Genomic DNA, 25,014 nt, shown 5'->3' with positions numbered 1-25,014 from the left:
TTATGCCAGAGCGCAATGGTGTTGCCCATAGAAGGGTGCCCCGGTGCAGGGCGATTGTAGCCTGATAAAAAAGGCCGGAACATGGTTCCGGCCTTGATGTTGGTTTTAGTTAGATGCCCCATAGGCGGTAAAGGCCGCCATATTGGTAATGTCGGAATCCTTGGCACTCAGCGGCACGATCTGCACTGCTTTATCCAGACCGGTGAGAAGTGGCCCGATCAGGGTTGCCCCACCCAGTTCCTGCAACATATTCGCAGCAATCGAGGCTGCGTGATAATCCGGCATCACCAGCACATTGGCGGGAGCTGTCAGGCGGGTAAACGGATAGGAATCCATAAGCGCTGCATTCAACGCCACATCAGCACTCATTTCGCCATCGAATTCAAAGTCAACATGGCGTTTTTCAAGAATGCGCACGGCTTCCTGAATATGCTCAGAGCGGGCGCCCGACATATGGCCAAAGGTTGAATAAGCCAGCATGGCAACACGCGGCACATACCCCATGCGGCGCGCTACATTCGCTGCTTCAACGGCGATATCAGCCAGTTCTTCTGCACTTGGCTGTTCATGCATGGCAGTATCGGCAATGAAAACTGTACGGCCACGGCATAATGCCAGTGAAACACCTATCAACCGGTGACCCGGTTTCACATCGATAACGCGGCGCACATCCTCAAGGCTGGTTGAGTAATTGCGGGTAACACCGGTAATCATGCCATCTGCATCACCCATTGCCACCATACAGGCAGCAAAATGGTTGCGGTCATTATTGATCATGCGCTGACAGTCGCGGAATAAATAGCCTTTGCGCTGTAGCTTTTCATACAGATGATCCGCATATTCTGAGGTGCGCTTGGAAATACGGGCATTGGTGATTTCAATGCCAAGCTTGCCCAGATCAATACCGGCAGTGTCTGCTGTTTCGCGGATACGGTCTTCACGGCCAAGCAAAATAGCCTTTCCAAGCCCCTGTGCCGCAAAAGAAACAGCGGCACGAATGACCTGCGGCTCTTCACCTTCAGCAAAAATAACCCGCTTGGTGTGGCGGCGGATGCGGTCATAAATGCCGGTCATGGTTGAGGCGATCGGATCGCGGCGCGCTGCAAGAGAGCGTGCATAGGCCTCCAGATCTTCCAGCGGCTTGCCGGCAACGCCGCTATCCATTGCGGCTTTGGCAACAGCCACCGGAATGGTGGACAGCAAACGCGGATCAAATGGCACCGGAATAATATAATTGGGACCAAAACGCGGACGGTTACCCTGATAGGCCGCAGCCACATCGTCCGGCACATCTGCGCGCGCCAGCTCAGCAATAGCGTGGACGGCGGCAACCTTCATATCTTCATTGATAGTGGTCGCGCGTACATCAAGCGCGCCTCTGAAAATATACGGGAAGCCAAGCACGTTGTTGACCTGGTTCGGGTAATCGGAACGGCCTGTGGCAATGATTGCATCGGAGCGGATCGCGGCCACTTCCTCCGGTGTGATTTCCGGATCAGGATTGGCCATGGCAAAGATAATCGGATTATCCGCCATCGAGCGTACCATTTCAGCCGTTAGTGCACCTTTTGCGGATACACCAAAGAAAATATCAGCGCCCGCCATGGCTTCAGCCAATGTGCGCTTTTCGGTTTTAACCGCATGCGCCGATTTCCATTGGTTCATACCTTCAGTGCGTCCCTGCCACACCACACCTTTGGTGTCGCAAAGCGTGACATTTTCAGGCGAAAAGCCAATCGCTTTGACAAGTTCTATACAGGCAATACCTGCTGCACCTGCACCATTGCATACCATTTTAGTGGTTTTGAGGTCACGACCTGTCAGGTGCAAAGCATTGATCATACCAGCTGCCGCAATAATTGCTGTGCCATGCTGGTCGTCATGAAAGACCGGAATATTCATCATCTCGCGTAAGCGGCTTTCAATGATAAAGCATTCGGGAGCCTTGATATCTTCCAGATTAATGCCGCCAAAGCTCGGCCCAAGATAACGCACTGAATTGATGAATTCCTCAACATCAGTGGTATCGACTTCGAGATCGATGGAATCAATATCGGCAAAGCGCTTGAACAGCACTGCTTTACCTTCCATCACCGGTTTGGAGGCGAGGGCGCCCAGATTACCAAGACCGAGAATGGCCGTGCCGTTTGAAATAACCGCAACCATATTGCCTTTGGACGTATAATCATAGGCTTTTGACGGATCTTCTGCAATGGCCAGCACCGGAACCGCAACACCGGGCGAATAGGCAAGCGACAGATCGCGCTGTGTTGCCATTGGCTTGGTTGGTGTAATTTCCAGCTTGCCCGGACGTCCGCGAGAGTGAAAATCCAGAGCTTCCTGTTCAGTCAGCGAAGCACCTTTTCCGGTTGTTGAAACTGGTTTTTGTGCGGATATAGTGGCGGTCTTGTCGACGGTCATTGACCCCTCCGGTCTGTCATTTGTGGAGAAGTATCAGAGTGTTTTTGCGGGGTGTAAACAAACAAAAACGTTCTGATTTTCTGGTTGGCATTTTTGGGTGAGAAAACCAGCTATGCAGTTTTCCGTAAATGATATTTTGATCTTCAGGGCGACTGCTTATACCAAGTTGCCCGTTTTGGATATCGCAACATGTGGAAAGATTATGATGATTAAAGATAATATTCGTAAATTTTGCACATTTAAGTGAAATTAGCGGGGATATAAGCAACAGCCTGCTTCACAGGGCTCAACTGGGCGTTTTATGGTAGAGCACAAATTTTGAAAATTTATTTCAGGAACATGTGTATTGCATATGAAGCAGCAGGACAAATCCGAACTCGCTCCACACGCGTCTGCAAAAATGGCGGGTGAGTTGGCTGACGAGCCGCAGAGCAGCTATGATGCCGGTCTGACTGCACGCCCCACACCAATGATGGAGCAATATATCGAGATCAAGGCCGCTCATCCTGACAGCCTGCTATTTTATCGTATGGGTGATTTTTACGAGTTGTTTTTCACGGATGCGATTGAGGCATCGGAGGCGCTTGGGATTACGCTGACCAAGCGGGGTAAGCATCTTGGTGAAGATATTCCGATGTGCGGTGTGCCGGTACATGCCGCAGATGATTACTTGCAACGCCTGATCGGTAAAGGCTTTAGGGTTGCGGTCTGCGAGCAGATGGAAGACCCTGCGGAGGCCAAAAAACGCGGTTCCAAATCTGTGGTCAAGCGTGGTGTTATCCGTCTGGTTACGCCCGGAACAATCACTGAAGAAAAGCTGCTTGATCCGGCGCAAGCTAATTACCTGATGATTTTAGGCCGTGTGCGTAGCACACAAAGCGGTACTTCCGTGCGTAGCACACAAAGTGGAAATAGTGTGCGCGGAGCGGAAGAGGGCAAGCTGGCGCTGGCATGGATTGATATTTCGACTGGTCAGTTCCGCATGACCGAAACAACTCCGGACAAGCTCTATGCAGATATTATGCGGGTGGATCCGAGCGAGCTGATCGTGCCGGAATCGGCCTTTCAGGATCCGCAGTTGCGACCCACACTGGATTTGCTTGGTCGCATTGTCATGCCGCAGCATCCGAGCCTGTTTGAAAGTTCAACGGCGGAAGAGCGCATTAAGCGTTATTATGGCGTTGGCACTTTGGACGGTTTCGGTGAATTTAGTCGTACTGAATTATCGGCGATTTCCGGTGCAATTGCCTATCTTGAGAAAACCCAGTTTGCCGAACGCCCGCCTTTGATGCGCCCTGAGCGTGAGGCCGATGGTTCCTCACTGTTTATTGATCCGGCAACCCGCGCCAGTTTGGAGCTGATGCGCACATTGTCCGGTAATCGGGATGGTTCTTTACTCAAGGCGATAGACCGCACCGTTACCGGTGCAGGCGCGCGTTTGCTGGCCGAGCGGTTGACAACGCCGCTCACTGATCCGGCCCTGATCGCCAAGCGTCATGATGCTGTGGCATTATTTCTGGCAGAACCGTCCCTTGTGCAGGGCGTTCGCAGTGCTTTGCGCGGTGTGCCGGATATGCCACGTGCCTTGTCGCGCCTTGCTGTCGGGCGTGGTAGTCCGCGCGATTTAGGAGCTATACAAGCTGGTTTTCAGGCGGCACGACTGGTGCAAGGGCTGTTCAACGGCAAGAGCCTGCCGGAGGAGCTGACACAGGCTTGTGATGCGATTGCTGCATTACCTGAAGATTATGCGCATTATCTGGATCAAACCTTGGCTGAGGAGCTGCCACTGCTCAAGCGCGATGGCGGGTTTATCCGTGCAGGCTTTCATGCCGAGCTGGATGAAATGCGGAGCCTCCGTGATCAGTCACGCCGCGTGATTGCAGGCCTTCAGGCAGATTATATGAATGAGACCGGCGTTAAATCGCTGAAAATCAAACATAATAATGTGCTTGGTTATTTCATTGAGGTCACAGCCAATAATGCCGGTGCGCTGATTGATACGGATGAGGCCAAAGCGCGCTTTATCCATCGCCAGACCATGGCCAGCGCCATGCGTTTCACCACCACCGAATTGGCCGAGCTTGAAACCAAAATTGCCAATGCCGCAGACCGCGCTTTATCGATCGAGTTGGGAATTTTTGAAGCGCTGACCGAACGGACGGTAGAAAATGCCGACAGTATCCGCGCCGGTGCTTCAGCGCTCAGCATCATGGATGTTTCCGCCGCTCTCAGTGTTCTGGCTGATGAGCAGGGCTATTGCCGCCCCGTTGTCGACCAAAGTTTGCACTTTGCCATTGAGGGCGGGCGGCATCCGGTTGTGGAGCAAGTGCTGAAAAAGCAGGCCAGCAATCCGTTTGTGGCTAATGATTGCGATTTATCACCGCAAGGTGGTGAGAAATTTGGCGCGATCTGGCTTTTGACGGGGCCGAATATGGGTGGTAAATCGACCTTTCTGCGCCAGAATGCTTTGATCGCTATTCTCGCGCAAATGGGCTCTTATGTACCAGCAACATCAGCGCATATCGGTATTGTTGACAGGCTGTTTAGCCGAGTTGGGGCATCGGACGATCTGGCACGCGGGCGCTCGACCTTTATGGTCGAAATGGTCGAAACCGCCGCCATTCTTAATTTGGCCAGTGATCGGTCACTGGTTATTCTCGATGAGATCGGTCGGGGGACTGCCACTTTTGACGGATTGTCGATTGCCTGGGCGAGTGTTGAATATCTGCACGAGAAAAACCGTTGCCGTGCACTGTTTGCCACGCATTTTCATGAAATGACGGCCTTGTCTGAAAAGCTTGCCCGCCTTGCTAATGTGACGATGCGTGTCAAGGAATGGGAAGGCGATGTCGTGTTTTTGCATGAGGTCGCACAAGGTGCAGCCGATCGTTCTTATGGTGTGCAGGTTGCCCGCCTTGCCGGCCTGCCTGATGCGGTAGTGGAGCGTGCCCGCGATGTATTGCACCATCTGGAAAAAGGTGAAACATCCGGCAAAGCGCAAAAGATTATTGATGATCTGCCACTGTTTGCTATAGCACAAAAACCGCGTGAAGTGACAAAGCCGGTGCAGGATAGTGCATTGCTGATCGCGGTTAGCGAGATTAATCCGGATGATCTGACGCCGCGTGAGGCACTTGAAGCCCTATACAAGCTGAAGCAAATGTCTCAAAAATGATAACTAAAAAGCCCGGTCGAAACCGGGCTTTTTTATGGGGTTTGATTAGAGCAGTTTCAGGAAAAGTGGGAACCGGTTTTCCTGAAGAAAAGAAAAGTAGAAACGCTCTAGAGCGGGTAACGTTCAGGTTGGATCGCAGCGTTCACACTAGATTCTAGATTTATCGCATTGTCATACCTCTCAAGTTGATTCAACTTGAGAGTGAAATGCTCTAGATGAAACGGTCTGCTTCGGCACCATAATAATTGATATAGCGGCTGGAAATGCGCTCTACCGGCAGAACAATCAGTACATCTGTGGTGGAAAATTGATGGTCGACCACCGCTCCGTCACCAATCATCGCACCAAGGCGTAAATAGCCCTTGATCAGGGGGGGCATCGAAAACAGCGCAACTTTTGGGTTGATCCCTTCCGGCGGCATCATATCCATAGAGCGGTAATGCTGGTCGAGTGCGCGCACATCCCATTCGGCATCGGCACGGCAATTGTGCTGGAGGAAAGAGAGGGAGAGAGCATGGGCTTCCGGCACGGTTCCATGAAACGAGGCGCAACCGAACATCACTTCGATTTTGTGGTTTCGGCAATAGGACCATATACCCTGCCAAAGCAGTTCAACGGTGCGCTTGGAACGGTATTCCGGTTTGACGCAAGAGCGGCCAAGCTCAAGAAATTGTAAATCAGGTTTACGGCTGATGAGTTTGTTAATGTCATACTCACCGGCAGAGTAAAAGCTATGACCAGGCATAACCATATCGCTGCGCATCAGGCGGTATGTCCCAATAAGTTGCTCTGCTTCACCACCGGCAATTGCAGTATCGTAAACCACAAGATGGTCGCAAATAGCATCATAATGGTCGGCATCACGCTGTTCAAGCAAGGTGTCGGCAGATTTTTGAGCGCCTAGCTCGGTATAGAAAACATCATAACGCAGTTTCTGGGCGATGCGTATGGTTTCCGGATTATCAGCAATACGTACAATCAGGCTGCCCATCCGGCCAAGAATCTGACCTGACAATGACGGATGTCCGGCATCATTTAAAATTGCGCTCAGTTGAGGCGTGTTGGTAGATGTCTGTTTCATCTGCACATTATGTGCGTTGTGAGAAGAAATTCCAAGAGTCTGTGGCAAGATACACCCTCCGCCAGTTTCGTCTGTAATTGGGCGTCTATTTTCAGCCGCGTTTCGATATGCCGTTTATATAAGTTAACTGCGTCAGCCATGTGACATCATCAAGGCGGATTTTTATATAGCGCCGCCTAAAACGGGTCTTAAATTACGCTGTGTAAAAGCATGTTTTCTCTATGTTTCAGAGCGGCCCCGCTTCCCCCATGCCCCGGAACGGGCGCGCTTCCCCTATGTCCCAGAACGGGCGCGCTTCCAATGAACAATTTCATCGAGGATGATGAGACCAGCACCGATACTGATATAGACATCAGCTATATTGAACACTGCAAAAGACCAGTTAGGCAGGTGAAATAAAATATAGTCAACGACATAACCAAGCATGCTCCGGTCAATCAGGTTGCCTAAAGCCCCCCCGATAATCAATGTGAAACCGACACGGGTGATGATCCGGTCTGCATCGGTTGTCCACCACAGATAGGCAACGAAACCGATAACCGCTACTGTCATAGCAATCAGGCCGCCATCATGCAGCCAGGCGAGCATGGAAAACGCGATGCCCTCATTATGGGTACGATATAATGCTAAAAACGGCAACAGATCGATCTGCTGATTATAGTCCATACCGCTCTCAACCAGAAACTTGATATATTGGTCAGACGTGACCGCAAAAACAATAAGGAGCACAGACCAGAGAGTGGCGCGTTGAGACATATGATTTTAAAACTCCTGTGCGAAAACCGGTTTAACGGTCATCCAGAATAAGGGCGTCACGGCGGATTTCATAAAGCATAATACCTGTGGCAATTGCGAGATTGAGCGAATCTGCACGGCCTGCTTGCGGAATACGTGCCAAATGCGTGCAAATTCCGGCAAGCTCGTCAGGCAAGCCCTGCTGTTCATTACCCATCATCAGTATAACCGGCTGCTTTTTATAAGGGATCACCCGATAATCTACTGCGCCTTTGAGGTGGGTGCCCACCAAAACGCCCTTAAAGGACTTCCGCCAGTGCAGAAACTCTTCCTGTTTGGCACGGTAAAGCGGCACTGCAAATACCGAACCCATGGTCGCTCGCACGGTTTCCATCGAATAAGGATCGGTACAGTCACCGATCAGAATTATACCTTTGGCGCCCACCGCATCCGCTGTGCGGATAATCGTGCCAAGATTGCCGGGATCACGTACGCGATCAAGCGCAATATAGGTATCATTGCCATGCGGACGCAGCTGGTCAAGTTTTTCAAAGCGCTGATCAAAAACCGCAGCGACCATTTGCGGATTGTCTTTACGGGTGATCGCGGCAATGGCCTTTTCTGATGCCTCAAGCACCAGCCCGCCGCCTGCTTTGGTGCGTGCAGCAATCTTCTCGATCAGTGGATTACCTTTGCCGGCTTTGGCAAACACCAATGTACGGATGCGCCAGCCTTGCTCAGCCGCATCAATAACCAGTTTCAGACCTTCTGCCAGAAAAACGCCTTGCTGGTCGCGAAATTTCTTCATCGATAGCGCGCGCAAATCTTTAACAATCGGATTGCTCAGGCTTGTCACTTCTTTAACGCTACCGGTGCGCTGCCCGAAACCATGATTATCTTGGCGTGAGAATTCGTTGTTCTGGGTCATGAATTTGCAATCCAACGGGAAAACAGAGAGGTGGAAAGAGCGCGGTCTGCCGAGCGTTCACGCAGGATCAGTTCGCCTGATTCAACAAGCCCCCCGCGCCCGACAAAACGGTCGCGCATCAGCTCATGAATAGCAAAAAATGATGCTCGGATTGAATAAGCGGTCAACACAACGCTTAAAGCATCCGGCGAGAGAATAGCCCGGCACATATCAACCATTTGCGGGAGATTATCGAACAATTGCCAGATCTCACCATTAGGACCGCGGCCATAGGCGGGCGGATCAAGCAGAATAATATCATAGGTACTGCCGCGGCGTTCTTCACGCGCTACAAATTTGGTGGCGTCTTCGCAGATCCAGCGGATTGGCTTGTCGTCCAATCCGGCCATTGCCTGATTTTCACGTGCCCAATTAATGGCTTTTTTAGAAGCATCAACATGGGTAACTTCTGCTCCGGCTTCTGCCGCAATCAGCGAAGCTACGCCGGTATAACCGAACAGGTTGAGCACTCGTACCACACGTTTTGGCTGGGCTTTGCGGGCGGCGCGGATTTGATCGGCCATAAATGCCCAATGGGCTGCCTGCTCGGGAAAGACACCAACATGACGAAAAGAGGTGAAACGACCGTGAAAACGCACACCTTTATGCGCCATCGGCCAAGTTTCACCCAGCTGTTTATGGGGAAACTGCCAGCGCCCCATGCCTTCTTCATCCGTATTGCCGGTGAAAATTGCATCGGCTTTGTCCCATTCGCTTTGTGACCATGCCGGTTGCCAGATCGCCTGCGCCTCAGGGCGTACAATGCGGTAAGGGCCGTATTGTTCAAGCTTGAGACTATTACCGCTGTCGAGCAGCGCATAATCTTCACTTGGCAGCGTTTCAAGGATCAGCGGCAGATTTTGTTCAGGACGCGCACCGGTGTTTTGTAACAGCGGGCGATTGGCATAGGCCGGTTCGGCAGTCGGGCGTTTAAGCGCCGGTGCTGCCACAGGTTCTGAGGCCGGTCTGGTAAACTCGCTCGTAGTGACATGCGGGGCGCGTTTTGCATGCGCAGAAAAGTCGTTTTCAGCCTTGTTAAACTTTGGCCGTGATTTTTTGAAGCCTTGCGCCGGTGCGGCGCTTGCTTGCGTGCGGTTGTCGCGCGATTTGGCTAAAGACTTAGCTTGCGGTTTGGCAGATTTGCCTTTTGACGGTTTCACGCTGATAGCTCCAAGAAAATTTCATTATAGCATCAGTCTGATACTTTAGGGTTTCGTAGAGCAAAGCTGCGTTTTGGGAAAGCTGAATTTATGCGCGTTCTCTCTGAACGGTGTTGTTTATCGCTAAAATAGTCAGATTCAGCCGCTATTCACTTGCGCTTGGCATTACCGGCCGATTGCTCCTCAAACAGGACGGGACTGCCGGCAAAATTAAAATATCTTCAACTGCAAAAATGTTTCCCGTGAATCAGTGATATTTGCGGTGCTTTAAGAAAGAGACAGCGAGGAGGCCGATGGCAGATTTTTTGCTTCAGCCTGTTTTGCGCGGTTGAGCAGCGTCTCGGCTTCAGCTTTGCGAGTGCGAGCCAGTTTGCGATGCCGCCCTTGTGTAAACCAGACCAATAAGCCGCCGGTAATAATGCCAATCAGAAAAGCACCGAGCACCCAGATAAACAGGGGTGCTGTATAAGTTAAAGCGGGATTACCCGGATTAAACGGATCAAGCGTAACACTGACGGCTCCACGGTTGGCTACCGATAGCACAATCAAAATTACGGCCAGAGGCAGCGCGATGATCAGGGTCACGAAACGGCTGGTCATATTCTATTACCCGCTCTTTAGTGTTGCAGCTCTCGGGACAACATTATCTGCTCTGCTTAATGGCGGGAACAGATAATATTTTTCATCAGACATAACCCATGCCTGATGAAAAAAAGAGCTGAGGCAGTGAATTTAAAACTTAGCCATTGTCATTATTGAGGCGGTCACGCAGTTCTTTGCCGGTTTTAAAAAATGGCACCCACTTTTCTTCAACATCAACCGATTCGCCGGTACGCGGATTACGTCCGTTGCGGGCAGGGCGGTTTTTGACGGAAAAAGCACCGAAGCCGCGTAATTCTACACGGTTACCTTCTGCAAGCGCTTCGGTAATCTCATCAAAGACAGCGCCGACAATATTTTCCACATCACGTTGGAAAAGATGCGGATTGCGGCTGGCGATGATCTGCACGAGTTCAGATTTAATCACTGCGTTTGACCTCTCTGCAATATATTAAAAGAAATGCACTCAGAATTAGATTTCGGTCTGCCTGATCACTTGGCAACAGGTTATGCTAAAATATGCTGCCAAGCTATTAGAGTTTCATATCGTGTCTGGCTGAAAAAAGCTATAAATCCTTAAGTCTCATTCAGTTGCCTGTCATTGCTGCGGCTTTTGTCCGTCACTACCGTGCCAAACTGAAAGCATGCCGTCAAGAAAGATACGCTTGCCGATCTGTTCATCAAGTAAACTGCTGCTTTGTTCAGAGAAGCCGATGTTCCTCAACACTAATTTGGTAAGTGTCGATGAAAGCAAATCGCTGTAAGGTGATGCGGCAGCTTTCCATTCGATAACCGGCAGTTCTTTGTCAATGCCCTTGCTAGCGAGCCAGATGATGGATGTCTCCTGATCACCGAGTGCATCGATTAGCTGATGCTGCAATGCTTGCCTGCCGGTATAAATCGAACCATTTGTAAGTGCCGGCAGTTTATCGGCTGTGATCATCGGGCGGCGTTCTTTAACAAGGCCGACAAACCAGTCATAGGTATCCTTCACCGTATTATCGATCATCGCGCGGGCTTCAGGAGTGGTAGGCGAGAACGGATTTGGCTCGGCTTTGAGCGGGCTGGATTTGATGCTTTCAAGTTTAACACCCACTTTTTCCATTAATCCGCTGATATCAGGATATTGAAACAAAACGCCGATAGAGCCGACCATCGAGGTTTTGTGCGCAATAATATGATCTGAAGCGATGGCAATCATATAGCCTGCTGAGGCAGCCAGTGTGCCAACTTGCGTGACCACAGGCTTTTTATCTGAGATTTTACGCACTGCATCATAAATCACTTCACCGCCGGTAGTGGTGCCGCCGGGAGAGCTGATATCGAGAATAACGCCTTTCACCATGTCATTGTCAGCAATAGCCTTCAGGCGTTTCAACAAGTCTTCATTGTTGTAAATCGTGCCGGTGATCGAGACTTTGGCAATATGGGGCACAGCGCGCGATGGCTGGCTGTTACCAAAATAGAGCGCCGCCGCCAAAACCATCGCTGCAATGAGCAGTAGCGTCACAACGCGCCAGAAGGTGAGCTTGCGACGGACACGGCGGCGTTCAAGAGCAGCATCGACAGTATAAGTCATGGATAATGTCCGTTTCTTCGCTCACATCAGGGCAATATATGTTGTATGAAGGAGAGATAAAAAGGTTGTGACGCTTTTATTTCATCTCTGATATTTGTAAATTTTGTACAGGCTGGGGCTGAAAATCGGAGAAAATTCTCGTCTTCTCGAGTTAAGTTGATTGAATTAAAGTGTTCCGAGCTTGTTTTTGATGCATTCTTACCCCATTTATAGCCTAATAACAGGCGATTATGCCGTGCGTTTCATTGCAGACGCGTATTTCACTTATAAATATTAATATCTTACGTGTAGGCAGCTGGCAAATTTGCTGGTTTCAGGAGTCTTGAACTGTGTCAGACCATAAAATGGTTTTCGGTGCGTCGCAGAAAAGTAATGCTGTGTTTCATGCTGCGCAGAGACACAGTATGCGTGTGCGCGTTCTAAAAACCGCTTTGCCCCTTACTGCTGTTGCTGTCGCCGCTGTATTTTCATGGTACACATTTTTGGCAGCGCCGGCATCAACGGTCAAGGTCGAGCTGGATCCGTCTGAAAGCGGCAAGCTGGTGATGACCAGTCCGCAGCTGAATGGTTATACCAAAGATAATCGTCCTTATTCTATGGTTGCGCAACGTGCTGTACAGGATGCGAAACAGAGCGGCGTTATTGCTCTCGAAGGTATTAAAGCGCAACTGCCGGTAGGTGACAAAGATAAAGCCGAAATTGATGCTCAATCGGGTGTCTATGACAGCGTGAACGGCCATTTGCAGTTTGATAATGATTTTACCGTGAAAACCACCGGCGGCATGGAAGCCAAATTGCGCTCAGCGAGCGTTAATATGTCGAGTGGTGAAATGTCGACGGATAAACCCGTCGATATTCGCACAGGTAATGCGCATATCAGTGCTGACAAAATGCAGGTTCAGGAAAATGGTAAGGTTGTGGTCTTTGAACATAAAGTTCATCTGACAATTGAGCCAGCTTCTGATTCAGAGCCTGCAAAATCGCCCGCTGGTGGTGATAGTATAAATAACTAATCGCTTATTAATTATTTGTTGGTTTAAACCAATAAATAATATCACTGTTATAACTTAAAGTGTGCCGGAAAACCGGAGGCTGTTTTTCTGCTGAATGTATCTTTAAATACAAATAGATAGAGAATTTTCTCTGATTTTTGTTTGATACAGGACGTTAAGGATAAGCTGTCGCTGTAACTTTTTGCTGCACAATATGATTCAATATGACCAGAAGTATGTTGTCTTATTCTGAAACTTGCGATTTATAACAAGGATGATTTTTCGAGGGAATGGATATGATACGGCATTGGGCGAGCAGCGGGCTACCAACAGGCTCACGCGACAAAATCTTGCATAAAAAAGATGCAGGCCTGCTGAATAACAAGCGTCTTGGTGTTGCTTTGATGTTTGGCTTGCTAATATTGCCGCTCAGTCTTGCATGGCCTTCAGCCGTGTCTGTTGTACAGGCGCAAGATGCAGTGCCGATGAATGGCCTAAAATTGTCTGACAGCAAAGATCCGGTTTCCATTGATGCCGGTAAGCTTGAAATGCGCGACAAAGACGGTGTAGCGATTTTCACGGGTAATGTTGCGGTTAAGCAGGGCGATATTATGCTGCGTGCGGGCCGTATGCTGGTTTATTATGCCAAATCCGGTGCTGGTGCAGGTGAGGATGGCGCTGATAAACCTAAAGGTGGTATTGGCGGTCTGAGCGGCGCTGGTCTCGGCGCCGGCGGCATTGAAAAGCTTGAAGTTGATGGCAAGGTCTATCTGAAATCCGGTACACAGGTCGCTACCGGTGATGCAGGTGTATATGATGCCAAAAGTCAGACCATGGTTCTAACAGGTAAAAAAGTTGTGTTGTCAGACGGTGATAATATTGCGACCGGCTGCAAACTCACGGCTAATACCCAGACTGGGAAAGCGTTTCTTGAAAGCTGCAAAGGCCAGACGGGGCGCGTATCAATTATCCTTTCACCTAAGAGTGAATAATGTAATCTCGCAGTTGAGCATAATGCTGATAACAGCTGATCACTAATCCACTTTGATGCAACTTTTCTGTGCTTCCGTCAGGAGGGCAGCCATTGAGTAACCTGTCTGGATCACCATTGTCTTCTGAAAACGCACAAGCTGAAAACGCACTGAACACTGCCGCAGCAAAAACAGCTGCTGATTTGCAGCAGCAGTCTGCGGGTATTGAAGGTCCGGCCGGCCAGGAGGGTCAGCGCCCGCCACAGGAGCTGTCACGTCTTAAAGGCACTCTGGTGGCGCGTGGAATCAGCAAAAGTTATCGGGGCCGGCAGGTTGTTAACGGCGTTTCTTTTGGTGTGCGTGCCGGTGAAGCCGTTGGTATTCTTGGGCCTAACGGTGCCGGTAAAACCACATGTTTTTACATGGTGACCGGGCTGGTGCCGGTTGACAGTGGTACGATCGAGATTGACGGATTTGATGTCACGTCCATGCCGATGTATCGCCGTTCACGGCTGGGTATCGGCTATCTGCCGCAGGAAGCGTCAATTTTCCGCGGCCTTTCGGTTGAAGATAATATCAAGGCTGTACTTGAAGTGGTCGAAAAGGATCGCAAAAAGCGCAGTATTGAGCTGGATGCATTGCTGGAAGAATTCAACATCACGCATTTGCGAAAAGCGCAGGCTATTTCCTTGTCGGGTGGTGAACGCCGCCGTCTTGAAATTGCCCGTGCCTTGGCCTCAAAGCCTAATTTTATGCTGCTTGATGAGCCGTTTGCTGGTGTTGACCCGATTGCAGTTGCTGATATTCAGCAGCTTGTGCGCCATCTGACAAGCCGTGGTATTGGGGTGCTGATAACGGATCATAATGTGCGTGAAACGTTGGGTTTGATTGACCGTGCTTATATTATTCATGCCGGTGAGGTGTTGACCCATGGCCGCCCGAAAGAAATTGTTGCGAACCCTGATGTTCGCAGGCTCTATCTCGGCGATCATTTTACACTTTAATTCCTGATTTGCTTAAAAAATCAAACGCCGTCTCACGCATGGAGTGGGGCGGCTTTTTTGTCAGAAGTCTCTGATATTTCAAAGTATAAGCTGTGATCGTGCGCCAATCTTTGTAAGGCGCCTATATAAGAACTGATTGTGACAATCATAGAGCCTGCACAGTATTCTTTTGCTGTAAATAAAGTTTATTTTTTTTTATGACAGTTGCCTTTGCGCAACGCGTTAGCTTGTGGTTAGATTGCTTTGTTCGAATATAGACAGCGAGGTACTGCCACATGAATCTCCGCGTTTCAGGTAAACATATGGATATCGGCGAAGCTTTCCGAACCCGGATTGAAGATCGTGTCCGTGATAGTGTTGGCAAATATTACGAAGGTGGCTATTCCGGTGCAATTACTGTGGTTAAGTCGGGGTCACGATATAATACCGATTGCACGCTACATCTGAATACCGGTGCAACTTTGCAGTCTTCTGCAGAGGCGCAGGATCCGCAATTTTCTTTTGACGCAGCTGCTGAAAAGCTGGACACACGTCTGCGCCGTTATATGCGGCGGCTTAAGTCGCGCTCACTAATCCAGTCTTCGCGCAATAATCATCAGGATATTGCCTATAGCGTTATGTCACCGGCTCCCGATGAGGATGAGGATCTGCCGGATGACTACGCACCGACAATCGTTGCAGAATCATCGGTATCCCTGCGCACGCTCAGCGTTGCTTCCGCAGTGGTAGAGCTTGATCTGACCGAGCATCCGGTCATTGTTTTCCGTAATGCGGGCAGTGATGAGGTCAATATTGTATATCGCCGGCCAGACGGTAATATTGGCTGGATTGACCCCTCAAAAGCAGCCAAGCAAGCACAAGCATAAATCATAAAATGGCACCACAGCTGAGAAAACGAAGCTGTGGTGCTTTTTTATACGCTTATTACACAAAAAAATTAGGTGAAATAGAGCGCGCTTTTTTGTTATGAAATGATGTTAAAACAAAGAGATAGGGCAAAATATCACGAACTACTATTTTGCTTGAATTCCTGAAGCTTAATTAAGACATTGATTTGGTTTCTGCAATTCTTAAGGTGGTTTATGTCTCGCGGGCAGCGAGGGATGCAATCACGATATCTTATGATAGGAATTCATGCGTGACTGGTGTATCCTGAGAGGAATGCCAAAAAAAGGCTGGAAAATCGCCGCTTTATCAGACGTTACGTATAATTATTTAAATTATTATTCTGAGTAAAATCAATGCGTTGTGTATTTTGTGCATGAAAACTGTGGCGAGAATCGCGAATTTGACTTGAGTATCTGTTGAATGGGCAGTAGATCACTGCACCTCCCGGTTACGGAGATTTACCCTCCGCATGAGAGAAGGAATGGAGAAAATGGATCTTAGCGATCTGATTCAGCCCGGGGCAATTATCCCTTCGCTGAAGGCAAGCTCCAAGAAGCAATTATTGCAGATCTTGGCTGAAAAGGCTGCAGAACTCACAGGTCTTCCAGAACGTGAAGTTTTTGAAACTGTGACTCAGCGTGAACGTCTGGGGTCGACCGGTGTTGGCAACGGCATCGCGATACCACATGGAAAATTGCCAAATATTGACAAGATTACCGGTGTGTTTGCGCGTCTTGAACAGCCTGTGGATTTTGAAGCATTGGACGATCAGCCTGTTGACCTGGTGTTCTTGTTGCTTGCACCTGAAAATGCCGGCGCGGATCATTTGAAGGCATTGTCGCGCATTGCGCGTTTGTTGCGTGATCCGGATATGGTCGCAAAATTGCGCGGCACTGTTGATGCGCAGGCTTTGCATTCATTTTTGATTGCCCCTCCGGCATCGAATGCTGCTTGAAAGCCTGATGATCATTCTGGCTGATCACAACCGGAATAGACTTTTTAAAAATGCCGCGCTGTTTTACAGGCGCGGCATTTTTGTTTGTTAAAATCAATACAACGGCAAAAAATGGGCGTGCATTGAAAGAAGGTCTTTTCAGCACTGCGAACCGGTTTGGGGCGTTATGCACTAACTCTAAAATCTAGAGCGAGCGCTGCGATCCAGCCTGAACGTCACCTGCTTTAGTGCAGCATTACCGTGTGCAATTCGTGTTCATGCGCTCCGGCCAGCGCTGTAGCGAGAACATCGGAAAGAATGATCGGTGTTCCGCTGGCTCCGAATAGCGCCCACAGCTCCATGCCAGGCGCCATTGGCGGCAAAGCAGGAAAACGATGCGAGAGGTCATCGGAGCGGACTTTGCGCAAATAAGCGATTTCACCTTCGCCGAGATGGGCAAATTCGAATTCGGTAAATATGTGTTTGTCTGCAGTCATTTTTGACCTCCTGTCATGGCAGCTCCTATGAGACACTGCCTGTCGAGAGCGGGAGCAACTGCATCTAATCTATGAGATTATACTGCAATTACGCTACTGATTATAACAGTGAACCCTTTACAGTTCTTTTATAATCATCATCTTCCGTTCCGCCAAAACCGCAAATGCCGGTTTTATCGGAGCGTTTATTCTTTAACGCTAATGCTAATACGTTTAACGAGGCGTTCCGGTTCCGGTCTGTCGAGATCAATCGACAATAAACCGTTTTTCAGCTCGGCACCGACTACGCGCATACCATCTGCCAACACAAAAACGCGTTGGAACTGGCGTGCAGCAATACCACGGTGTAAATATTCGCGCTCGGCTTCATCATTTTGGCGCCCACGGATAACCAGCTGGTTATCTTCTGTGGTCACTTCCAGATCATCATCAGAAAAACCGGCTACGGCGAGCGTAATGCGCAGCCGTTCAGGCACTGGCTGTTCCTGCTGATCGGCAGGCCCGCGCAAGCGCTCGATATTATACGGCGGATAGCCGTCACCGGACTTTGCAAGGCGCTCCAGTGTTTTTTCCATTGTGTCAAAGCCCAACAGCAGCGGGCTTGAAAAAGGTGTCAGTCTTGTCATCACTCAGTCCTTGGTAAAGCGACCGTTATCAGGAAAATCCATAGTGGCACTTTCCTGTCTCTACATATGGCTTGCGAAAAGCGCATGTTCAAGTGCAACTGCGGATATGAACAGGATGCAGCAAGATTTGTGCTGAAAATAATTCAGCTTAATTTATAGTGCGGCAAAGTTGTCGCCTGCATATAGGCGGGAAAACCGACGAAATAAGGTCGAAAATATAAGGCAAGAGAAGGGAAAGTCCGCGTGGCACGCAAAATTATTATTGATACCGATCCAGGGCAGGATGATGCTCTGGCAATTTTGCTGGCTCTGGCAAGCCCTGAGCTTGATGTGTTGGGTATTGTGGCCGTTGCCGGCAATGTGCCGTTGCCGCTCACCCGTAACAATGCTTTGAAACTTGTAGAGCTTGCCGGTAAGCCGCAGACCAAAGTGTATGCGGGCGCCTGTAAGCCGCTCATACGCGATTTGGTTACGGCAGAAGAAGTGCATGGCCGTACCGGTCTTGATGGACCTGACCTGCCTGAGCCTGCCATTACAGTGCAGGGGCAATATGGCGTCGACTTTATTATTGAAACCCTGCTGCGCGAAGAAGCCGGAACGGTAACCCTTTGCGCACTCGGCCCTTTGACCAATATTGCTCTGGCGTTAAACAAAGCGCCTGAAATTGCCGCGCGTATTCAGGAAATCGTGCTGATGGGGGGCGGGTTTTTTGAAGGCGGTAACATTACGCCGACAGCCGAATTTAATTTCTACGTTGATCCTGAAGCCGCCAAAGTGGTTTATGCCAGTGGCGTACCAATTGTGATGATGCCACTCGATGTGACGCATAAGGCGCTGACAACAGCCAGACGTATTGAGGCATTTCGTGCCATCGGCAATAAAGTGGGCGATGCCTGCGCAGCGATGCTGGAATTCTTCGAGCGCTTTGATGAAGAAAAATACGGTACCGATGGCGGTCCGCTGCATGATCCGAATGTGATTGCCTATTTGCTAAAGCCTGAACTGTATTCAGGACGCCATTGCAATGTGGAGATTGAAACCGCATCGCAGCTGTGTTTGGGCATGTCGGTCATTGATTGGTGGGGCGTTACCAAACGGCCCAAAAACGCAATTGTCATGCGTGATGTTGACCATGAAGGCTTCTTCACGCTGTTGACCGCACGCATTGCAACGCTTTGAATGAAAAAGGCCGGAGAAATTCTCCGGCCTTTTTCTGCTTCAATTAAAAATGAAAACGCTCTGGAGCGCATAACATTCAACTTGATAGTGAAATGCTCTAGATCTCAGATGCATGTGGAATTGATGGCTGGGCGCCGATTTTAAGGCAGGCCATAGATGCTGCTTTGGCAGCGCGCTGGCATGCCTCACGCAATGGCAGGCCATTGTCGAGACCTGCGGCAAGGTAACCGCAAAATGTGTCGCCGGCACCAACTGTATCCACCGGCTTGATCTTGAGGGCTGGCAGGCTGTAATGCTCATCTGGCGTGGCAACCATCACACCTTCTGCACCCAGCGTCACAATCAGCGTACGGCCATAATGCTCGGCAAAATCGATCATTTTTTCAATGCGGGTTTCACCTGATAGTTCCAGCTGGATCGCAGCCAGATCAAATTCAGTTTCATTGGCAATAATAATATCCGCCCGTGGCAGCAGTGCTGCCGCATCATCACGCCATGGTGCAATATTGAGAATACAGGTTGTTTCGCTGGTTTCCGAGATCGCGATAGCTTTTTCAAGCGCTGGTAACGGAATTTCCATTTGCAATAGCAGGTAGCCGCCGTCGAGATCGGCAACATTCACATCATCTTCGCTCACCAGCCCGTTCGCACCCGGAATAACGACAATGGTGTTTTCGCCGCTGTCTTCTACAGTGATAAGCGCAATGCCGGTGGCATCGCCACGGGTTGCAACACGTGACAGATCAACACCCTCGGCACGCAGTAAGGCCACAGCCTGCGCTGCAAATGCATCATGGCCGACAGCACCCACCATACGCACAGGCGCACCGGCGCGGGCTGCGGCCAATGCCTGATTGGCTCCCTTGCCGCCGGCAGCAGTGCTGAAGGCACTGCCGGTCAGTGTTTCACCCGGTTCAGGCAATTTCGGGCTGCGGGCAATGAGGTCAAAATTAATCGAGCCGATAATGGTAATCATGAGAAATCCGGAGTTAGAGACGTTTCAGAGAAAGCAATTTTGCTTTCACGCAGGGATATATAATCAGGCAGGAAGCTGAGTTACGCTGATCAGCGGCGGCTGCGGATCAGGGCATTATTGAGAGCGGTCGCAAAGCTTTCGCGTTCATCGGGTGGTAAAAATTTGCCGATATCCAATGTTGTCCCCTCCGTCAGCAGTTGCATATGGGTAATGCCGATATCATCTTTGCGGGTAATGTTAAACCGTGTGCGGAACGGATTAAACTGATAGGCGCGGATGCGCCCTGAGGCGGAGATTTGCCTGATGAGCAATTGCTCGCGTGAGAGCATGATTTCTTCACGCTGGCGTGCAGCATAATAATTAAGCCGGAAGGCGCCATAGATCAGCGCAATATCCAGTCCGAACATGCCGATAACCGGCCATGCACCAAGATGCATAAACGCCATGCCAATGATTGCCCACACTAAAAGCAGACTTAAAATCATGATCTGAAAGCCGCGCGGGCTCAGCGAGCGATAGGGCAGCAGTGTCGCTTTAAAAAAATCTGCGCCAAAGGCATCGGGATCAGCGCCGTCCGGATGGTAATGTGCATTCATAACAATATCTCTTTTATCCGCTGCTGATGCTCGGAACTGATAAAAGCGCTGGCTGCGGCAAGCTTACAGATAGGCTTATTGGTTTCAGCTTACTATATAAACTCTATGCAGAACAACCAGACCAATTCTCCCGCCAAACCACAGCGCCGCGTTAGCGGTACATTATACACGCCTGCGGAAATCCACGAGATTTTCCGGCGCTTTTCTGTGCAGCGCCCGGAGCCGCAGGGCGAGCTTGAACATGTCAATACATTCACGCTGCTGGTTGCGGTGGTACTTTCGGCACAAGCTACCGATCTTGGTGTCAATAAAGCCACACGGGCTTTGTTCGCCATTGCGGATACCCCGCAGAAAATGCTTGATCTGGGGGAAGAGGTTGTGGGCGACTATATCCGCACCATCGGCCTGTGGCGCAATAAAGCCAAGAATGTCATTCTGCTTTCAAAAGCATTGATTGATACCTATGGTGGTGAAGTGCCGGGTAATCGTGATGCATTGGTGACCTTGCCGGGTGTGGGGCGTAAAACCGCCAATGTGGTGCTGAATATGGCATTTGGCCAGCCGACAATGGCGGTCGATACGCATATTTTGCGCATCGGCAACCGGATCGGGCTGGCACCATATAAAACACCGGATGCGATTGAAGCCAAGCTGGTCAAGATCATTCCGTCAGAGTTTATGATGCATGCCCATCACTGGCTGATCCTGCACGGGCGTTATGTTTGTAAAGCCCGTACACCGGATTGCCAGAACTGCGTGATCGCTGATATTTGCAAATCGGCGCAGAAAACCAATGCCATTCCTGCGCAGCTGGTTCAACTTGAAGCCTGAAGCGGCACCATTGCCTGACCACTCAGAGCTTTGTGCAGATGCACCATCATCGCCGCTGCAAAAAGCGGTGTCAGCAGGTTAACCAGCGGGATCGCCAGAAATGCGGCAATCACCAAACCTGCAAGAAAAACGCTGATTTTATGCTGTTGGCGAAAGGCTTTGGCACCGGCTTCACCACGATATCGCATCGCCGCAAATTCAAAAAACTCGCGGCCGAGCAAATAACCGTTGACGATAAAAAATGCGATCAGATTAACGCCCGGTATCAGCAGCATCAGCAAAGCGCATAGATTGCCGATCAAAACGATGCCCAAAAATTTAAGCGAATACACGATTGAGCGGCCAACAGGCATGGCAGTGCCGGCTGGCGCATTGCTGTAATCTTCGCGTTCAATAATCTCTGCCACATCATCCAGAAAAATACCGGCTACTAGTGCTGTTACCGGTGCAATCAGAAATGCCAGCAACAGTGCCAGAACAAAGCCTGCGGCAATCGCCGCAAACAGGCCGAGCCAGCTGGTCCAGTCCGGCATGGTTGGCAGTAATGTTTCAAACCACGGCCATGCCAGCCAGAAAAACATCTGCCGCAATAATGCCCAGAGTGCAATTAAAGCGAGAAATGTCCAGCCAAGGGATTTCCACAAAACCGAGCGAAATTCCGGTGTTGGCAGGCGGCGCAGTGCAGCATATGCGGCAGTCAGGATCATTGGGGCTCCTGTTAATTGAGAACCAGAGCATGCGCATTGTATCTTTTCCACGCGCACTGCTCTGACTATTAAATAGGATTTCGCAAAGCTTACAACAAGGTGATGCTCTCTGATCTCTCTCCCGTCGCGGTAAAGTCTGGCTAAAACCGTTTTCAGGCTTTAAAGCTTACAGGCAGATAGGATGCAGATACACAGAACGCTGTGTAATCCGCTGTGCAGCTGAACTTTTATGGGAGTAAAGGCCATTTCTGTCGCCAAATATGATGTGCTGTGTATCGGTAATGCGATTGTTGATATTATTTCCCGCACAGAAGAAGATTTTCTGATTGATAACGGCATTATCAAAGGGGCAATGAACCTGATCGATGCCGGGCGGGCTGAACTGCTTTATAGTCGCATGGGGCCTGCAATTGAAGCCTCAGGCGGCAGCGCCGGTAATACCGCGGCAGGCATTGCCAGTTTTGGCGGGCGCTCTGCTTATTTCGGCAAAGTGGCAGCAGATCATCTGGGTACAGTCTATGCGCATGATATTCGCGGGCAGGGCGTGGCGTTTGACACCCCGCCTTTGCAAGCGGGGGCGCCGACTGCCCGGTCCATGATTTTTGTGACACCGGATGGCGAGCGCTCGATGAATACCTATCTCGGTGCCTGCGTGGAGCTTGGCGTGGAGGATATTGAAAGCTCCAAAGTCAGCAATTCCAAGCTGGTTTATTTCGAGGGCTATTTGTGGGATCCGCCACGTGCCAAAGAGGCCATTACTTTGGCCGCTAAGCTGGCGCATCAACATGGCGGCGAGGTTGCCATGACCTTGTCAGATCCGTTTTGTGTCGATCGCTATCGGGATGAGTTTCTGGAGCTGATGCGCTCAGGCACTGTGGATATTGTCTTTGCCAATGAGGCAGAGGTAAAATCGCTGTATCAGACATCTTCATTCGAGGCGGCGCTGGAGGCCATCCGCGCTGATTGTAAACTGGCAGCAATCACCCGTTCCGAGCAGGGTTCCATTATAATTCGCGGTGATGAAACAATTGCGATTGATGCGATTGAGATTGATGCGCTGGTGGATACAACCGGTGCCGGCGATCTTTATGCGGCCGGCTTTCTGTTCGGCTATACCAATGGCTACAGTCTGGAGCAAAGCGGTAAGCTCGGTTCACTGGCGGCTGGTATTGTGATCCAGCAAATTGGCCCCCGCCCGCAGGTCAGCCTTAAAGACAGTGCTGCACAAGCGGGGCTGGTTTAGTTCACGGCAGATGTTTAGAGCATTTCACGATCAAGTTGAATCAACTTGATCGATATGACAATGCGAAGACTCTAAAATCTAGAGCGAGCGCTGCGATCCAACCTGCATGTTACCCGCTCTAGAGCATTTCGTAGTCCAATGGAATCATTGGGCGGCCACGATAATGCGTAAAAACAATAACTTAGAGCGGATTACATGATCCAATTTAAACGTAAACCGCTCTAGTGCTCCAAGCCCCGCATCCGTTATGCGGAGCTTGTTGTTTGACATTTATTCGGAGCTGACAATGCCATCGCGCTTCAGCTCTTCTTCTGTGCGGCCGCGGCGGGCATTGCGCACCGGCAATATCCAGCCATAGTAAAGTGCGCCACCGCGAAGACTGAAGGCAACGCCGGCTGCCGCCAAAGCAGAGAGCATGGCAGGCGCATTGAGATATTCCAGCGCCACATAGGTGCAGGATCCGGCAAGCGCCGCTGAAATGTAAATTTCACGGCGCATCAGTACCGAAGGTTCGCCGGAAATCATATCCCGCAGCACACCGCCAAGCGTTGCGGTAAAAATTCCGGTGACAATGGCCACAGAAGGGCTGAAGCCGAGCTCGAGCCCTTTGGATGCGCCCATCACACTATAGGCTGCCATACCAACGGCATCGAGCCAGAGTAAAACGCGGTAGCGCGATTCAACCTTATGCGCGGTAAAATAAACCAGAATGGCCGCCGCTGTTCCAATGATCAGATAGACTGGTTCGCGCACCCAAAACACCGGACTATCGCCCAGCACCAGATCGCGGATCGTACCGCCGCCAATACCCGTAACATTGGCGAGAAAAATAAAGCCGATAATATCCAGCCTGCGGCGTGACGCAGCAAGCGCGCCGGTGGCAGCGAATACAAATACACCTGCAAAATTGAGTAATTGGATAATTGTCACGCCATGACCTCCCAGCAACAAGCATATTGTCGTCACGCAGTGGTAACGGCATAGCGTCCGGTTGACGCCGGACAGCCCAAAGATTGCACACATATAAAAACGGACGCAAGGTATGCCCTGCGCCCGTTTGGAAGTTATAAAGCAAGCAGATATCAGTGCTGCATTGCTATATTTGTAGTTTATTCAGCCTTCGGGCCACCGCGTGATACGCCGACCATAGCCGGACGCAGAACACGGTCACCAATGGCATAACCGGTCTGCATGACCTGAACCACGGTATTGTTAGGCACATCAGGGTTTGGCACTTCAAAAATCGCCTGATGGAAATTCGGGTCAAACTTCTGACCTTCCGGCGAAAGCTGTGTCACACCATGGCGCTCCAAAGCATTCAACATAGCGCGCTCAGTAATTTCCACGCCTTCTGCCAATGCTTTCAGGCCGGTATCATTGGCTTCCAATGCTTCTGCCGGAATAGCTTCGAGAGCACGGCGCAGATTGTCTGAAACCGAAAGCATATCGCGCGCAAAATTAGTGGTCGCATAAGTCTTCGCGTCCTGCATTTCACGTGCAGTACGTTTGCGCAGATTTTCCATATCGGCAGCAAGACGCAGCATCTGGTCTTTCAGCGCATTGTTTTCGATCTGCAATTCAGCCTGACGGTTGATTACATTTTCGTCTTGTTCTTCATCTTCGGCAGCTTCTGACATAGCATCGGCTTTGCGTGCTTTCAGAAAATCATCCGCCGCACGCTTAAGAGCATCGCGATCACGTGGGTTATTGAGGTCGCGCTGTTCAATATCTGGCGTTTCGCCGTTGTTCTTTTCGTCAGCCATACTTCTCTTCCGTCTAGAGTCCTGTTGTGTGGGATATCGATGTTTGTGTCCTGAAAATCAAGACCGTCGACCGGATGGCTGACAAATTA

At 50.2% G+C, this 25,014-nt stretch carries 24 protein-coding genes; 9 read left to right on the top strand and 15 right to left on the bottom strand.

All coding sequences use genetic code 11. The annotated features are described in order from the left end of the window. Positions 1–105: 105 nt before the first annotated feature. The gene (locus tag MP213Fo_RS06355; protein ID WP_421090788.1) at positions 106–2,421 is read right to left on the bottom strand and encodes an NADP-dependent malic enzyme; all 2,316 of its coding nucleotides are present in this window, start codon (positions 2,419–2,421) and stop codon (positions 106–108) included. Positions 2,422–2,821: 400 nt separating this feature from the next. Here MP213Fo_RS06355 and mutS point away from each other — a divergent pair, with 400 nt between their 5' ends. Further along, on the top strand, positions 2,822–5,596 hold the full coding sequence (gene mutS / locus MP213Fo_RS06350) for a DNA mismatch repair protein MutS (RefSeq protein ID WP_421091044.1): 2,775 nt from the start codon (positions 2,822–2,824) through the stop codon (positions 5,594–5,596). A gap of 211 nt (positions 5,597–5,807) precedes the next feature. Here the strand turns inward: mutS and MP213Fo_RS06345 are convergent, their stop codons facing one another. From MP213Fo_RS06345 to sppA, 7 genes are all read right to left on the bottom strand, one after another. Beyond that, on the bottom strand, positions 5,808–6,587 hold the full coding sequence (locus MP213Fo_RS06345) for a GNAT family N-acetyltransferase (RefSeq protein ID WP_421091043.1): 780 nt from the start codon (positions 6,585–6,587) through the stop codon (positions 5,808–5,810). Between the two features lie 363 nt (positions 6,588–6,950). Then, entirely contained in the window at positions 6,951–7,433 is a 483-nt protein-coding gene (lspA, locus tag MP213Fo_RS06340; RefSeq protein ID WP_421090787.1) for a signal peptidase II, read from the bottom strand. Between the two features lie 31 nt (positions 7,434–7,464). Next, positions 7,465–8,340: a TrmH family RNA methyltransferase gene (locus MP213Fo_RS06335; RefSeq protein WP_421090786.1), complete on the bottom strand. Its 876-nt coding sequence runs from the start codon at positions 8,338–8,340 to the stop codon at positions 7,465–7,467. After that, entirely contained in the window at positions 8,337–9,539 is a 1,203-nt protein-coding gene (locus tag MP213Fo_RS06330) for a class I SAM-dependent methyltransferase (RefSeq protein WP_421090785.1), read from the bottom strand. The genes MP213Fo_RS06335 and MP213Fo_RS06330 overlap by 4 nt, the downstream gene beginning before the upstream one ends. A 267-nt stretch (positions 9,540–9,806) precedes the next feature. Further along, entirely contained in the window at positions 9,807–10,139 is a 333-nt protein-coding gene (locus MP213Fo_RS06325; protein ID WP_421090784.1) for a lipopolysaccharide assembly protein LapA domain-containing protein, read from the bottom strand. Positions 10,140–10,278: 139 nt separating this feature from the next. After that, positions 10,279–10,566, bottom strand: coding sequence for an integration host factor subunit beta (locus MP213Fo_RS06320; RefSeq protein ID WP_421090783.1), 288 nt, complete (start codon positions 10,564–10,566; stop codon positions 10,279–10,281). 171 nt (positions 10,567–10,737) lie between these two features. Then, on the bottom strand, positions 10,738–11,718 hold the full coding sequence (gene sppA / locus MP213Fo_RS06315) for a signal peptide peptidase SppA (protein WP_421090782.1): 981 nt from the start codon (positions 11,716–11,718) through the stop codon (positions 10,738–10,740). A 344-nt stretch (positions 11,719–12,062) separates the two neighbouring features. Here sppA and lptC point away from each other — a divergent pair, with 344 nt between their 5' ends. The 5 genes from lptC to ptsN all read left to right on the top strand — a co-directional run bounded on the left by lptC (position 12,063) and on the right by ptsN (position 16,528). Then, positions 12,063–12,731, top strand: coding sequence for an LPS export ABC transporter periplasmic protein LptC (lptC, locus tag MP213Fo_RS06310; RefSeq protein ID WP_421091042.1), 669 nt, complete (start codon positions 12,063–12,065; stop codon positions 12,729–12,731). Positions 12,732–13,114: 383 nt separating this feature from the next. Next, complete coding sequence (locus MP213Fo_RS06305; protein WP_421091041.1) at positions 13,115–13,702, top strand: LptA/OstA family protein; 588 nt, start codon at positions 13,115–13,117, stop codon at positions 13,700–13,702. 203 nt (positions 13,703–13,905) lie between these two features. Beyond that, a complete protein-coding gene (gene lptB / locus MP213Fo_RS06300; RefSeq protein WP_421091040.1) occupies positions 13,906–14,685 on the top strand; it encodes an LPS export ABC transporter ATP-binding protein in 780 nt (259 codons plus the stop codon). A 275-nt stretch (positions 14,686–14,960) separates the two neighbouring features. Next, positions 14,961–15,551 (top strand): ribosome hibernation-promoting factor, HPF/YfiA family, encoded by a 591-nt coding sequence (gene hpf, locus MP213Fo_RS06295; RefSeq protein WP_421090781.1) that lies wholly within the window; start codon positions 14,961–14,963, stop codon positions 15,549–15,551. 512 nt (positions 15,552–16,063) lie between these two features. Further along, the gene (ptsN, locus tag MP213Fo_RS06290) at positions 16,064–16,528 is read left to right on the top strand and encodes a PTS IIA-like nitrogen regulatory protein PtsN (protein ID WP_421090780.1); all 465 of its coding nucleotides are present in this window, start codon (positions 16,064–16,066) and stop codon (positions 16,526–16,528) included. A gap of 224 nt (positions 16,529–16,752) precedes the next feature. Here the strand turns inward: ptsN and MP213Fo_RS06285 are convergent, their stop codons facing one another. After that, positions 16,753–17,004 (bottom strand): DUF1150 family protein, encoded by a 252-nt coding sequence (locus MP213Fo_RS06285; RefSeq protein WP_421090779.1) that lies wholly within the window; start codon positions 17,002–17,004, stop codon positions 16,753–16,755. Between the two features lie 185 nt (positions 17,005–17,189). Next, positions 17,190–17,630 (bottom strand): Hsp20 family protein, encoded by a 441-nt coding sequence (locus tag MP213Fo_RS06280; protein ID WP_421090778.1) that lies wholly within the window; start codon positions 17,628–17,630, stop codon positions 17,190–17,192. Between the two features lie 243 nt (positions 17,631–17,873). On the opposite strand from MP213Fo_RS06280, the gene MP213Fo_RS06275 reads away from it, so the two are divergent. Further along, positions 17,874–18,809, top strand: coding sequence for a nucleoside hydrolase (locus tag MP213Fo_RS06275; RefSeq protein ID WP_421090777.1), 936 nt, complete (start codon positions 17,874–17,876; stop codon positions 18,807–18,809). Between the two features lie 97 nt (positions 18,810–18,906). Here the strand turns inward: MP213Fo_RS06275 and MP213Fo_RS06270 are convergent, their stop codons facing one another. Then, positions 18,907–19,785 carry a ribokinase gene (locus tag MP213Fo_RS06270; RefSeq protein ID WP_421090776.1) on the bottom strand — a complete coding sequence of 293 codons (879 nt, stop codon included), beginning with the start codon at positions 19,783–19,785 and terminating at the stop codon, positions 18,907–18,909. 89 nt (positions 19,786–19,874) lie between these two features. Beyond that, the gene (locus tag MP213Fo_RS06265) at positions 19,875–20,381 is read right to left on the bottom strand and encodes a DUF2244 domain-containing protein (protein ID WP_421090775.1); all 507 of its coding nucleotides are present in this window, start codon (positions 20,379–20,381) and stop codon (positions 19,875–19,877) included. Positions 20,382–20,486: 105 nt separating this feature from the next. Between MP213Fo_RS06265 and nth the strand changes: the two genes are divergently transcribed. Beyond that, positions 20,487–21,212 (top strand): endonuclease III, encoded by a 726-nt coding sequence (gene nth, locus MP213Fo_RS06260; RefSeq protein WP_421090774.1) that lies wholly within the window; start codon positions 20,487–20,489, stop codon positions 21,210–21,212. Here nth and MP213Fo_RS06255 read toward each other — a convergent pair. Continuing rightward, the gene (locus MP213Fo_RS06255; protein WP_421090773.1) at positions 21,197–21,919 is read right to left on the bottom strand and encodes a sulfate transporter family protein; all 723 of its coding nucleotides are present in this window, start codon (positions 21,917–21,919) and stop codon (positions 21,197–21,199) included. The two genes, nth and MP213Fo_RS06255, sit on opposite strands and share 16 nt — an antisense overlap. Before the next feature lie 229 nt (positions 21,920–22,148). Here MP213Fo_RS06255 and MP213Fo_RS06250 point away from each other — a divergent pair, with 229 nt between their 5' ends. After that, the gene (locus MP213Fo_RS06250; RefSeq protein WP_421090772.1) at positions 22,149–23,162 is read left to right on the top strand and encodes an adenosine kinase; all 1,014 of its coding nucleotides are present in this window, start codon (positions 22,149–22,151) and stop codon (positions 23,160–23,162) included. A 270-nt stretch (positions 23,163–23,432) separates the two neighbouring features. Here MP213Fo_RS06250 and MP213Fo_RS06245 read toward each other — a convergent pair whose 3' ends face one another. Both MP213Fo_RS06245 and grpE read right to left on the bottom strand, forming a co-directional pair. Next, positions 23,433–24,092, bottom strand: a complete 660-nt coding sequence (locus MP213Fo_RS06245) for a trimeric intracellular cation channel family protein (RefSeq protein ID WP_421090771.1) — start codon at positions 24,090–24,092, stop codon at positions 23,433–23,435. A 179-nt stretch (positions 24,093–24,271) separates the two neighbouring features. Continuing rightward, a complete protein-coding gene (grpE, locus tag MP213Fo_RS06240; RefSeq protein WP_421090770.1) occupies positions 24,272–24,925 on the bottom strand; it encodes a nucleotide exchange factor GrpE in 654 nt (217 codons plus the stop codon). Between the last annotated feature and the right edge of the window lie 89 nt (positions 24,926–25,014).

The organism is Pseudochrobactrum mosebachae, from assembly GCF_048914685.1.
GTDB lineage: Bacteria > Pseudomonadota > Alphaproteobacteria > Rhizobiales > Rhizobiaceae > Pseudochrobactrum.
Note: the sequence above shows the minus strand (reverse complement) of the source record. Positions and strands in the feature narration are given on the sequence as shown.

What these genes read in the sequence shown, in the direction of transcription:
- MP213Fo_RS06355 (WP_421090788.1), bottom strand. Translation starts at nt 2,421, where the DNA reads ATGACCGTCGACAAGACCGCCACTATATCCGCACAAAAACCAGTTTCA.
- mutS (WP_421091044.1), top strand. Translation starts at nt 2,822, where the DNA reads ATGGCGGGTGAGTTGGCTGACGAGCCGCAGAGCAGCTATGATGCCGGT.
- MP213Fo_RS06345 (WP_421091043.1), bottom strand. Translation starts at nt 6,587, where the DNA reads ATGGGCAGCCTGATTGTACGTATTGCTGATAATCCGGAAACCATACGC.
- lspA (WP_421090787.1), bottom strand. Translation starts at nt 7,433, where the DNA reads ATGTCTCAACGCGCCACTCTCTGGTCTGTGCTCCTTATTGTTTTTGCG.
- MP213Fo_RS06335 (WP_421090786.1), bottom strand. Translation starts at nt 8,340, where the DNA reads ATGACCCAGAACAACGAATTCTCACGCCAAGATAATCATGGTTTCGGG.
- MP213Fo_RS06325 (WP_421090784.1), bottom strand. Translation starts at nt 10,139, where the DNA reads ATGACCAGCCGTTTCGTGACCCTGATCATCGCGCTGCCTCTGGCCGTA.
- sppA (WP_421090782.1), bottom strand. Translation starts at nt 11,718, where the DNA reads ATGACTTATACTGTCGATGCTGCTCTTGAACGCCGCCGTGTCCGTCGC.
- lptC (WP_421091042.1), top strand. Translation starts at nt 12,063, where the DNA reads ATGGTTTTCGGTGCGTCGCAGAAAAGTAATGCTGTGTTTCATGCTGCG.
- MP213Fo_RS06305 (WP_421091041.1), top strand. Translation starts at nt 13,115, where the DNA reads ATGTTTGGCTTGCTAATATTGCCGCTCAGTCTTGCATGGCCTTCAGCC.
- hpf (WP_421090781.1), top strand. Translation starts at nt 14,961, where the DNA reads ATGAATCTCCGCGTTTCAGGTAAACATATGGATATCGGCGAAGCTTTC.
- ptsN (WP_421090780.1), top strand. Translation starts at nt 16,064, where the DNA reads ATGGATCTTAGCGATCTGATTCAGCCCGGGGCAATTATCCCTTCGCTG.
- MP213Fo_RS06285 (WP_421090779.1), bottom strand. Translation starts at nt 17,004, where the DNA reads ATGACTGCAGACAAACACATATTTACCGAATTCGAATTTGCCCATCTC.
- MP213Fo_RS06280 (WP_421090778.1), bottom strand. Translation starts at nt 17,630, where the DNA reads ATGACAAGACTGACACCTTTTTCAAGCCCGCTGCTGTTGGGCTTTGAC.
- MP213Fo_RS06270 (WP_421090776.1), bottom strand. Translation starts at nt 19,785, where the DNA reads ATGATTACCATTATCGGCTCGATTAATTTTGACCTCATTGCCCGCAGC.
- MP213Fo_RS06265 (WP_421090775.1), bottom strand. Translation starts at nt 20,381, where the DNA reads ATGAATGCACATTACCATCCGGACGGCGCTGATCCCGATGCCTTTGGC.
- nth (WP_421090774.1), top strand. Translation starts at nt 20,487, where the DNA reads ATGCAGAACAACCAGACCAATTCTCCCGCCAAACCACAGCGCCGCGTT.
- MP213Fo_RS06255 (WP_421090773.1), bottom strand. Translation starts at nt 21,919, where the DNA reads ATGATCCTGACTGCCGCATATGCTGCACTGCGCCGCCTGCCAACACCG.
- MP213Fo_RS06250 (WP_421090772.1), top strand. Translation starts at nt 22,149, where the DNA reads ATGGGAGTAAAGGCCATTTCTGTCGCCAAATATGATGTGCTGTGTATC.
- grpE (WP_421090770.1), bottom strand. Translation starts at nt 24,925, where the DNA reads ATGGCTGACGAAAAGAACAACGGCGAAACGCCAGATATTGAACAGCGC.